We start from the raw sequence: 1,354 nt of genomic DNA, 5'->3' as shown, positions 1-1,354 counted from the left end.
ATGAATTTGTGCTGGCGCTGGTCGTCCATCACATCGCTGGTGATGGTTCGTCGGTGGGGCCGTTGACCCGGGATCTGATGACCGCCTACGCCGCTCGGGTCGTGGGTGAGGTGCCTCGGTGGGCGCCGCTGCCGGTGCAGTACGCGGATTACAGCATCTGGCAGCGCGAACTGCTCGGCGACGAATCCGATCCGGAGTCGTTGGCGGCGCGGCAGGTCGGGTACTGGCAGTCGACGCTGGCCGGTATACCCGATCAGTTGGATCTGCCGTCCGATCGGCCGCGTCCGGCAGTGCAGTCGTTCACCGGTGGCCGGGTCGAGGTCGCTGTCGATGCCGAGGTCCATGCCGGTTTGATGCGGGTGGCCCGGGAGCAGAACGCGACTTTGTTCATGGTCGTTCATTCGGCGCTGGCGGTGTTGTTGTCGCGGCTGTCCGGTACCGAGGACATCACCATCGGAACCCCGGTGGCGGGTCGTGGTGAGCAGGCTCTCGATGATCTGATCGGTATGTTCGTCAACACCCTGGTGTTCCGGACGCAGTTGGATCGTGGGGAAGCGTTCACCGATCTGCTTATCCGGCAGCGTGAGGTCGATATCGCGGCGTTCGCGCATGCGGATGTGCCGTTCGAGCGTTTGGTGGAGGTGTTGAATCCGGCGCGTTCGCAGTCGCGTCATCCGTTGTTCCAGGTGGGGTTGTCGTTCCAGAACTTGGCGCAGTCGAGTCTGGAGTTGCCGGGTTTGACGGTGTCTGGTGTGGAGGTCGATACCGAGGTTTCGCAGTTCGATCTGCATTTGATCGTCGCGGACGCTTATGACAGTGATGGTGCGCCGCAGGGTGTGGGTGGTCATTTGACCTATGCCACCGATCTGTTCGACCATGCCACTGCGCAGGAATTCGTTGGTCGGTTCATCCGTTTGCTGGGTGAGATCGTCGCGGCACCGGATACTGCGGTCGGGGAGTTGGAGATTCTGGCTCCGGCCGAGCGGGCGGCGTTGGCGGCTCGTAATGACACTGTTCGGGAGCTGGATTCGGTGGCGACTTTGGCGTCGCTGCTGGAGGTGTCGGTCGCGGCCACGCCGGATGCGGTGGCGTTGGTTGCTGCCGATGGTTCTTCGGTCACTTATGCGGAGTTGGGTGCCCGGGTGAACCGGTTGGCCCGGTATCTGATTTCGGTGGGTGTGGGTCCGCAGGATCGGGTTGTGCTGGGGTTGCGGCGGTCGGTGGATTTGGTGGTCGCGATGTATGCGGTCACCACTGCCGGTGGTGTGTATGTTCCGGTGGATCCGGATCAGCCTGCGGAGCGCACCGGTTATATCCTCGATACCGCGGCACCGGTGTGTGTGCTGACCAGCGG

General features: G+C 62.9%; 1 protein-coding gene. It reads left to right on the top strand.

The features are described 5' to 3' along the window. Positions 1 to 1,354: condensation domain-containing protein (locus NGR01S_RS29595; RefSeq protein WP_157107510.1), on the top strand; the 1,354-nt coding region annotated here is incomplete at both ends.

The sequence above is a fragment of the Nocardia grenadensis NBRC 108939 genome, assembly GCF_001613445.1.
GTDB lineage: Bacteria > Actinomycetota > Actinomycetes > Mycobacteriales > Mycobacteriaceae > Nocardia > Nocardia grenadensis.
Note: the sequence above shows the minus strand (reverse complement) of the source record. Positions and strands in the feature narration are given on the sequence as shown.